Below are 10,832 nucleotides of genomic sequence, written 5' to 3'. Positions count from 1 at the left end.
TCGCCTGGCGATCAGGCATGCGCGGGCGCCCCCCGTGGGGTACGTCCGCTGCGGTAGGAGCAGGGGCGCAATCCGTTCCCACAGCGCATCGGGAATGTGCCACCCATCGGCAACCGGTTGTTCGCGCATGTGCCGCCTCCTGAGATAGATTCATCTGGGAAATGATACCATATGGTTTCGGATAGGTTCTAAGTTCTACACCATTGCCTCGTGCATCCCACAGGCGGTTGTCATCCATGTGCCGCATGGTGTGCGTGATCGGCGACAGGTGTAGATTCGCCTGCCAGAATCTCTCTCGTTGTGGCGGCCACCGTTGGGAGTGGCACGGGCATGCTAGAGCGGCTGATAGCAGGATATGAATGAAGCCTCGTTTATTCCCTATACAACAACCAACATCCCAACAATTGAATAGACCGGATTCGCCGCAAGTGAGTACTATCTGAAAATGGGCAATTGTCGCAACCCATTGCAAGAATCACGCCCTGAGATGGCTGCGCAATAGCCTGCCTGTTCATTCAGATAGATCATTGCGTTGTAATTTGACCTGTTTGGATCATCATTCTGACCCCTTTGGCTCTTTACCTCTTCGAGATCGCTGACCTATACTAGCAATACCCAACAGGTATCAGATGCTGAACAGTGACGTGGAGGAAGGTCTATGGAAGATCGAGAGATCAGTCCGTCGGAAGAGGAGGCTGCGCGTAGCCAGAAGCCCCGGCTTGATCGGCGCAGCTTTCTCAAGCTCAGCTCGATCAGCGGTGCGGCGGCAGTGCTGGCAGCCTGTGCAGCTCAGCCTCCTGCACCAACCGCCGTACCACCAACCGCCGTACCACCAACCGCAGCGCCTCAGGCTCAGGCGCCAACTGCTGCACCGGCACCATCGCCGGTTGTGGTCACCGAAACAGTTGAAGTACCGCTTATCAGTGAGGTTCTGCCCTATCCGCGGATCAAAGTTGCGACCCTTAACGATTTGCAAAGTGGTGCCTTTGGCGCCAGTTACCCCGATCAATTTTCGCCTATCCAGATTTTGAAAGTCGGCAAGAAAGTTCCCGGTGGTGTTGGCCCAGATGAGGATATTGTTGCCTATAGCGGGTTGTGCACCCATATGGGATGTCCGATGAACTACGACCCCGCGACAAAGATTTTTGTGTGCCCCTGTCACTACAGCCACTTTGATGCTGCCGCTGATGCGATGCTGATTAATGGCCCGGCGACGCAGCATCTGCCCCGGATCATCCTGGAAGTCGAAGGTCAGGATATTTACGCTGTAGGGGTGCAAGGTCTGATCTATGGGCGTCCGCATAATCTGAGCCTGACAGAGCTGTAGGAGGAATAACTATGCCAGTGTATCGTCCGGCAGATCGTATGGTGTTACCACCGGTTGATGCCGAAAAATATCAAACGGTATGCCACTACTGCATTGTCGGTTGTGGCTATCACGTCTACAAGTGGCCGGAGGGACGGTCGGGTGGCTTGTCACCCGATCAGAATGCGTTGGGCGTAGATTTCACGAAGCAAGTAGCACCGCTCAGTGGTGATTGGGTTGCCCCGGCTCACCACACGGTGATTACCGAGCGGGATGGCCGCCGCTACCACATCGCGATTGTGCCCGATAAGGAATGTGTGGTCAACAAAGGCCAGCACTCCGTGCGCGGTGGTTCGCTCGGTTCGAGTCTGTACCGGCCAGATGGCCCGACCCACGTGCGTCTGACCCATCCGCTGGTGTATCGGGCAACCGAGCAGGTGCCAACGGCCTGGGACGATGCCATCGATCTCGCAGCGAGGGTGATCTATGGCAGTATTCTGCACGATGGGAATGACTCCATCTTTATGAAGATTTTCGACCACGGTGGTGGTGGTGGTGGTTTCGAGAATAACTGGGCCGTTGGCAAGTTCTTCTTTAACGCTGTCCAAACCATTAACTGCTCGATCCACAACCGACCGGCCTACAATTCCGAGGTACACGCCTCGCGCGATATGGGTGTGCCCGAGCTGAACTTTGCTTACGTTGATGCTGAACTGACCGACACGATTGTGCTCTGGGGGGCAAATTCTTACGAGACCCAGACCAACTTCTATCTGGTACACATGCTGCCCAACCTGCAGGGAGCCACGGTCACAGCCAAACAGGATGCCCGACCCGGCGAGCAGGTTGGCCCCGGTCGTATCATTGTGATCGACCCACGTCGCACGTCGACCGTTGTGGTGAGCGAGCAGGTTGCCGGTAAGGATCGGGTGCTTCATTTGCAGCTCAACCCCGGCACGGACATTGCGCTGGCGAATGCGATTGCACGGGTAGTGTACGAGCGTCAATGGCACGATCAAGATTTTGTCGCCAATCGGGTTGAAGACGAGACGGTACAGCCCTTCCTGGAGCAGAGCCTTCAGATTGGTAAGAGCCTTGATGAGGTGTTGACCGAGGCTGCGCAGATTACCGGTCTGTCGCGGGCACAGATTGAGCAGGCGGCAAGCTGGATCGCCGAGACGAAGAGTGATGGCAGCCGACCACGAGCCATTTTCCTCTACGAAAAGGGCGTCATCTGGGGCATGAAGAATTACCAGAATATCGGCAGCATTGTCAACCTGGCCCTGCTGACCGGTAACTTTGGTAAGCCCGGCACCGGCTGCGGTCGTCTGGGTGGGCACCAGGAGGGTTACGTGCGCCCCGGCTATCCCGGCCCGCGCCCGGCACCCTACATCGATGACCTGCTGAGCCAGGGGCAGGGGAATGTGTTCTATGTTGTCGGTTGCAATCCGGCGGTAACGACGCTCAATGCACAACGCATGCGCGAGACGTTGCAGACCCGTGGCAAGCTGGTCAAAGATGCGCTTGATGCGAATTTCGCGGCGGACAATGCAACCAAGGCACAGGCGGTCCTTGATGCGGTGAAGCAGGGTGGATTGTTCATCATCGTGCAGGACATCTATCCGACGGCAACCGCCAGCTATGCGCATGTAGTCTTTCCAGCCGCAGCCTGGGGTGAAAGTCCGATCACCTCAATCAACGGCGAGCGTCGCCTGCGTCTGTACGAGAAGTTTATGGATCCGCCGGGCATCGCCGAGCCAGACTGGAAGATTCTGGGCATGCTGGCGCAGCGGATCAAGGCGCTCGCGCAGGCTGACGGCAACGCCGACATTGCCCAGCGCTTCAGCGGCTTTGAATGGCAGACGGCTGAAGAGGTCTTCCTGGAGGGTGGTCAGACGTTCGCCGATGGCGTGAAGGCCAGTACCGAACGGTACAAAGGGGTGGATTACGCCTTCCTCAAGGCAGCCGGCAATAACGGTATCCAAACACCGGTGACGATTGTCAACGGGAAACCGCAGGGTCGGGTGCGTTATTTCGAGAATGGCGAACCATTCTACACCGAGAGCGGTAAGGCCAAGATGCTGCCCACACCGTGGCCCGGCTTCCCGGCCATTGTTCAGGAGCAGATCAACAAGTATCCGTACTTCCTGACCAATGGGCGCAACAACGACTGGCAGACCCTCTACAACGATATAAATATTCCCTTCTTCGCCGAGCGGACACCGATGCCCTACATCGAGATTAGCCCAGAGGACGCGAAGAAAGAGGGTCTCCAGCCCGGTGATGTCGTGCGGCTGTTTAACGACTACGGTGAGGTTATGGCGCAGACTATTATCAGTACCAGTGTCAAGCCAGGTGTCATCTTTATGCTGTTTGCTCACCCACGGTCGACGGCGAACAGTCTGACTACGCCGTATGTCGATCCAGAGGTCGTTATTCCGTACTACAAGGGAAGTGCGGCGGGTTTGCAGCGGATTGGCCGTCTTGCCGACCTGGATGCCCGGTTGACGTATCAGCCAACCAACTTTGAGACGGTGGTCTAAACGGTAATTGATTGCCAGTATCACATCAGTGCTCTGGGCAAGCAGATGGGTGGAAGGTTTGCCTTCCGCCCATTCTGCTTTTGCTAAAAGCTCTGGAATGCGGGAAGGTGGGTGGCAGCGGAATAGAGATGAGCTGTTTCCGTGGGAACGCACGCCGACAGATCGCTACAGCGTCATTGCACACGGGATTAGACATCATGTAATGTACGCACAGTGAGGTGGGTGGTGCGTAGACGTTAGCTCAGTAATTACTGACAGACTCTATGCCGAGAGTACGTATCATCCCCGTGACCAGCGGTGAACCGCCTGACACGCTCCTGGCACGAAGCACGACTGCTGCGGCAGCCATGCTGCCGCACTCCACACTTCGCGACACGTGCGTGACGAGCGGGCAAGGCGACCAATCCAGTACGTGATAGTGCGACCGGAGCTGCGCTCTGCCAACAGGCCAGGAGCCGGGTGGGCTGTTAGTCATTGGTCAGCGTTAAGGTGCCTGTACGACAGTCTGCAAGCACGATAGCACAGCTTTATGAAATAGGTTCTATTGCCGAACGCACGCATTCGGGTCCGTAATTGCGCACGGAATCGGACATCATTTACGCGCAGTGAGGTGGGTGGTACGTAGGAGGTGTCTCCAATTCCTGACAGACTTCGTACGAGAGTACGCCTTATCACCGTGACCGGTGGTGAACAGCGTGACACGCATCTGGTACGGAACACTCCTGCTGTGGCAGCCACACTGCCGCACTCCAGCACTCCATACCACGCGACACGGGTAACCCAGTCTGATAACGGTATCTGCTCCAAAACGTGATTCTACTGCGCGTAGAGTGAGCAGGCTGATTCGGCGCATCTGCGCCTGGGTGTGGGGGGCAGTGTGGTCATCGGATCACGTGTCGTGAACGCTGGTACACCGGATTTGATATAATCTGCCAACCACGGCGACGAGGCGCGATCTATGCCCGATTAGAGCCTGTGATGACTGGAGTGATGAAGGCAATTGGCGATCGCAGGGTGGTGAATAACACTGGTAGATTGTGGTTGAAGAAGATTTTGCTGGGCGATTGTGCGATCAATAGCACGCGATACCTGCTCATCCTTGCAATGCCTTTCACAACATTGACGGCAAGACGGGAAAGGAGTACGATACATGGCAAGAATAATCCACATTTTCGACAAGAATAAAATGTACACTCGTGAGAGGAGTCTCAAGATGGTTGATAGACTCTGCTGCCCTGACAGGTATTACTTGCCTGTACCTATGATGGGCGAGTCTTTCTTGCATGGTTATTTGCTGGTGAATTTGGGTAAGTAAATAGTGATTAATATAATGTTGATCGAGATAAAAATCGTCTCTCATCACTTTCTGCAACTTCCTGGCATATTTGCCCTGTTGAACGGCTAAATAATGTTAAACAAAGGAATAATCGATCCTTCACATACAAAAATACCAGTCATTCAGTTTCCAGAATGGAGAGAAAGCCATGGCAGAATGGGCAGGTGGACAGGATATGCAGGAACAAGCCGTTGATAAGGGCCAGCCAACAACTGACCGCCCCCGTCCTGACCGCATATCGCCGATGAACACAGCGCGTCGGCTCCTGCGTTATCTCGGTCATCAACGCTTACCCCATGTTGTTGTGCAGATTGGGTGTGAGATACTGGGTGCGCATCGAGGTGCCTTGTACCTGCTCGACCAAAACCAGGAGGTTAGGCTGATTGCTCAGTATCCTGACGACAAAGATGCGCAGATTCCTGATAATCTTGATGAAGCACGGCTGTCATGGCAAACATTGCATGATTTTCTGCCGCAACTGGTCGATTGTACTCACGACCACGAGGCACGGTTTCATTACTGTTCCGGGGGCGATTGCTGGCTCACGTTGAGTATTCCTTTGCAATGGGAAGAGCAAAATATCGCGGTTGTGCAACTGTCCTACGAGCCAGACTCGACGATTGATCAAACCAGTCTGTTGGGGCTGGTTTACGAATACGCTGAGCTGGCAGCGCTGGCTCTGGTACAGCACTGGTGCTGTATCCATCCTGAGCGTAGCAATGGTACACGGGTTGTGCCCCCTTCGTCGTTTACCAATGATTACTCATTCTCATCGGGGGTATCGCTGGCGCTGGCAGTCAGCGAAGCCGAGCGGGCCAGGATCGCTCGCGATTTACACGACGGCGCCCGTTCAGCGATCCTGGGTGTTCAGTTGCACCTTGAAGCGCTGCGCATAGCCTCTATGCAAGGTGACTTCCAGGCAATCCAGGAGCATCTTGCCCGTGGTCGGGCAGCGCTTGATACTATCGAACAGGAACTATCGCATATTGTGCGTGACCTGTATCCGCCACAAGTCGGTGAAGCGGATTTTCCAACTGTCCTGGTCAATCTCAGTGCACGCTGGTCGGCGGCAACGCAGATTCCAGTCGAGTATACGTTCGATCCCAACATACCTGTGCTCGAAACGGCTCAGGTGATTGCGCTGTATCGGATTGTGCAGGAAGCACTGGCCAATTGTAACCGTCATGCTCAGGCATCACGGGTGACCATCAGTCTGACCTGCGCAGATGATACGTTGCTGTTAACTGTAGCTGATAATGGTCGTGGTGGCGCTAATCTGCGCGGTGGCGGGATTGGCCTCTTGAGTATGGCCCAGCGTGCTCACGCAATTGGGGCCAGTTTTCATATCGACTCACCGCCTGATCAGGGCACCCGGATTGAGGTCAAGCTGCCACTCAGGCGTTGCGAACCGGACGTGCATGTATGCAGTGGTGATTGTCACAAGGGGGCGGATGAATGATTCCCCCATACTTCTACTCTAACCCCATCCCGCTCCCCCTGCCATAACGGGACGCGACATGTGTCGCGGAGGAGGCGCTTCCAGAGTAGCGCATGCTGGAAGACTTCTTCATCGGTGGCGAAGAGCTGGAAGACGGTGCGGGCCGCGATCAGGATCAGTTTTTTGCGGGCGCGGCTGAGCGCAACATTGAGCCGCCGCGGATCGAGGAGAAAGCCGCTGGTTGTGCGCAGGTAGTCCGGATCGCTCTCGGTGGCCGATACGATAATCACGTCGCGTTCGTCGCCCTGAAAACGCTCGACGGTATCAACTGTTGCCCCCTCGTGTTCGACGAAGAGATCTTGCATCAGCGCGGGCAGACGTTCGCGTAAGGTTAGCCGTTGCGCCCGGTGCGGAACCACAACCCCGATACCATTCGTTGCGTCTAACTGTAATTGCCCGACCAGGGTCTCGATCAGTGGACAAATGAGGTTGGCCTCGAAGGGATTGATGTCCTGGCTTTGCGCTTCATCGTGGACAATGACGGTCAGCGGGTGAGCGGGATTGAGCACGGCGGCCAGGAAGTCGTCGGCAATGGCGATCTCGCTGAGCCGTGAGGTTCGCCGCGAGAAGTAATGAATGCCGTCTTGTTCGTAGATGGTGCGTCGGAGGAATTCGGCAATATCCTGATGGACGCGGAAGCTCTCGGCCAGCCGTACTATGGACGGCAATGGATCGAGCAGCAAGAGGGTCTCGAAGAGCGAGCTGTAGACCCGGTAGGCCTGGAAGGTGCGGCGGCGCTCACTACGCCATTCGTGCTGCACAATCGGTGGCATCTGGCGATGATCGCCGACCACGATTAGCCGACCGTGGTGGTGGAGGGCGATTGCCGCCATGCAGGCTTCGGCCAGGTTCATCTGTGAGGCTTCATCGAGGACCAGGATGTCGGCAAAGGGATCGGTGTGGTAGCGTTGCTGTTGTTTCAGCAATGAGCTGATGGCAAAGGGTGTCGCTGCTACGAAGCAGAACGGTGTGTTGGTGATGATACCTGCCTCATCGACGATCTGCACTGTTTCTGGCAGATCGCTGTCGGTTTTAGGGCGTACCCGGAAGAGTGGTGCCTTGAGGATGCGCTCGTCGAAATAGGCGTCAAACAGCGCCGGTTGCCGTTGCTGGATACCGGCCAGCATGGCCTGAACGTCGGCAATCTTGCGCAACAAGACATCGGTGGCGGCGTGAGTTTTGCAACTGAGCAAGACACGACAGGGCAGGTCGGCAGCCAGTAAGCCCTGCATACGTGCCAGCAGAGCAAACGCTGAGGTGTAGCTTTTACCGGTGCCGGGTGGCCCCTGCACAACCAGGGTAGGTGCATCGCCATAGCCGGCAATGTAGCTCATCTGGTATGTGTCGAAGGTGTGGAGTTCGTGGCCATCGGCCAGTGCCTGAAGCCCTGCGACAAAGCGGGCGTGACCTGCTAGCGCTGCCGGTGGTATGTGACATGTCACCGAGGCTGGAGCGGCAATGCGCTGGTACAGTGCGTTGCTTGCACCGCCCCGTAGCTCGTTGACGATCTCCATACAACGTTGACCGTATACGTCGTTGGGATCACTTTCAATGGTGTAGAGCGTGCCGGTTGTAGGCCATTCCCATTTTGCAGGGAAGGTGAAGCGACGGTCGCCGTTGCTGTAGCGCCGGTTGGGTTGAAGCAAGACGAATCCTTTCGGATCGAGTTCGATCAGGGTGGCCCGCGACTGGTACAAGAGTTGACGGGCTGTGGTCGTGAATGGTTGCTGCTGATCGGTGGGCAGGCGTTCATCAACACTCCAGCGTGGAGCCAGAATCACTTTGTCGCCCGGTGATAAACTGGTCAGCCGTAATGCTGTCTCCAGGTCGCACTCAACGTCATCGAGGACAATGCGGAACCGCAGTGGTACATCCGGGATCGGCAGTGGCTCAACCGCCTGGCGCTGTTCGTCGTTGAGCCGTGCCCGTCTGCGCTGGCCGGTTAGTTCTGCCTTCAACGCCTGGCGACGTTCGTTTTCGGCCAGCACTGCCAGCAAAGCCGGGTCCTGGTCATCCGCTTCGTAGCGGACAAGCAGACTGACACCGGCCAACACCCGTTGCTCTGGCGGCGGCAGGTGTTGTTGTCCCCACGTGACTAGAGCGACGTAACGCTCGATCAACAGAAACTCGGCCAGGGCATCGGCCAGTGATGGTGAGCGGCGGGTGTACTGCGTGATACAGGTCAGGTCGAATGGCGGTTTGGTCGTGCGGTAATTGGCCGGTAAGTGGGCAGCCAGGTGTGCAAAGGCTTCAAGCCGCTTGTTGATGAATTCGAGCAGTTGTTCGTACTTGACGTCACGGTAGTCAACCAGATCATCTTCGCCCCGATCCGGGGGTGGTGGTAATGCTTGCCAGACTGCGTAGGCGTACTCAAGCGGAATCTGATTATTGAAACGAATCCGTCGCGTATACCAGCCAATCTCTTTGTCATTACTCAGGTCATCAAAGACACGCCGGTAAAATTTGCGTCGGCATTCACCCCAATCAAACCCTTCGATGCGGGCCAGGCGGGCCAGTGAGTCGTAAGCCAGCGGGTCATTGAGGAAGCGACGGCGCTCATTCACCAGCACCGTCACCATTGGTGCTTCAAAGCCGGCACTCTGCGACGCCAGATCGTAGAGCGCGGTGGTGCCTATGACATCTGGATGGCGGGCCAGCCCATCGAGCAGGGTTTGCAGGCTGAATGTATCGGGCACGATCAGATGAATGGGAACTTCCGTATCAGGATCGGCGACAGCGACAATTGCCTGTAATAGCTCATTGATCCATTCGGTCAGTAAGCACTCCTCATCGGCCATGGTTTGTGGCCGTTGCGCGGGTAGATTGACGACGTAGCGGCTCTGGTGACGCTCGCCATTGCGGTGGCCGACGACCAGCGCAGCGAGCATGACGATCATGCCTTGTGTGTGGTCGTACAGGGTATCAAGATAAATCGCGACCAGATTGGGGTGTAGATCAGGGCTAACGGCAGGCAATGATCCGTATCCGCGGTACGGTAGCCGGGTAGGGGCTTTGATCTGATCACCTTTCCAACGTCGAAAAGCACGGGCGCGATAGATCAGCTCGTTCAGGCGGGGGGCCAGCACAGGGTGTCGTACCAGATCACGCACCTTTGCCTGATGAGAAGGCGGTGTGTACAGCGTTTCACCATCGTCAGCCACCTCTTTCAGCAAAGCGAGTTGCTGGACAGTGCTGATCTGGTTGGCCTGGAGCGCTGATTTTTCGGCTACGGTCAGGGTTGGAATGAGTGAAAGGTCATCGTGGGTTGCCGCCCACCGCATACAGATTTCATTGTAGATGCAGCCATCGCATTTGGTGGTCAGGTGGAAAGGCACGGTGGCGAAGGGAGCCATCACAATCGCATCGAGAAGCGCATTCGGGCTATTCAGCAACGTTTCGATCTCGGCCAGATACGGAGCTGGATCAACCAGTTCCAGGCACGCGGTCTGCACGCCGAGTAATTGTGCTGCCTGTTGACGTTCAAGTTCGATGCGACGCTGCTCTGCCGGTGACCGCATCGTGTTCACGAGTTCGCCGCGGTAGAGCACACCGAGTTCAATAACAACTCCCGCAAGACCCGCTCGCTGTACAATCTCCTCGATCAGACGCTGATAACACGCCAGTTGCAGGCGATGCTCGATCTTCGCCGTCGCTGAGCTTTTGGCATCGACAATCAGGATACGTAACACCCCGTTGGCATCACGTCGTACCATCAGAATATCAACATCACCGCTGAGCGACCAGTTGGCGAGTTGCGCGGCCAGACGTGGTTGAAAGAGTACGTGCGTGGTGTCGGCGCTACATTGCTGAAGTGCAGTCAGCACAATGTGATTGTGGTCAGGTCTGGTAAAATCAGGATTACCCTGTTGACGGCGCCGGGCACAGTGGATGGTGAGCGGGAAGTGTTGCTGTATCTGATCTTCAATCTTCTGCTCAAACTGCCGTCCTGTGATGGTAAGCATTGGTGGAATGGATTGTAATGATATGCCGTATTTAGGCAGCCGGTTTAGCTCTTTGCGCCGCTCGTGGAGACGGAGACGCAGATAGCGCTGACACTGATCGAGACGAAGATACTGCGCAAGGTCGGTGGGCGCAATCGCCTGGGGTTGCGCTGGATCGAGGGCGATGGGGTGAAGCAGTTCATCCATA

The 10,832-nt window shown here is 56.1% G+C and carries 4 protein-coding genes; 3 read left to right on the top strand and 1 reads right to left on the bottom strand.

The genetic code is table 11. The features are described from left to right. The first annotated feature begins 658 nt into the window (after positions 1-658). The 3 genes from VAE57_RS11735 (at position 659) to VAE57_RS11725 (ending at position 6,644) form a co-directional block, all read left to right on the top strand. Entirely contained in the window at positions 659-1,327 is a 669-nt protein-coding gene (locus tag VAE57_RS11735; RefSeq protein ID WP_322822066.1) for an arsenate reductase (azurin) small subunit, read from the top strand. 11 nt (positions 1,328-1,338) lie between these two features. After that, on the top strand, positions 1,339-3,849 hold the full coding sequence (locus VAE57_RS11730; protein ID WP_322822065.1) for an arsenate reductase (azurin) large subunit: 2,511 nt from the start codon (positions 1,339-1,341) through the stop codon (positions 3,847-3,849). Between the two features lie 1,484 nt (positions 3,850-5,333). Then, positions 5,334-6,644, top strand: a complete 1,311-nt coding sequence (locus VAE57_RS11725) for a sensor histidine kinase (protein ID WP_322822064.1) — start codon at positions 5,334-5,336, stop codon at positions 6,642-6,644. Here VAE57_RS11725 and VAE57_RS11720 read toward each other — a convergent pair. Beyond that, a complete protein-coding gene (locus VAE57_RS11720) occupies positions 6,623-10,831 on the bottom strand; it encodes an ATP-binding protein (RefSeq protein WP_322822063.1) in 4,209 nt (1,402 codons plus the stop codon). The two genes, VAE57_RS11725 and VAE57_RS11720, sit on opposite strands and share 22 nt — an antisense overlap. Between the last annotated feature and the right edge of the window lies 1 nt (position 10,832).

The organism is Chloroflexus sp. (genome assembly GCF_034434295.1).
In the GTDB taxonomy this organism is placed as follows: domain Bacteria; phylum Chloroflexota; class Chloroflexia; order Chloroflexales; family Chloroflexaceae; genus Chloroflexus.
The sequence above is the reverse complement of the archived record's forward strand: the minus strand, read 5'-3'. Positions and strand labels throughout refer to the sequence as shown.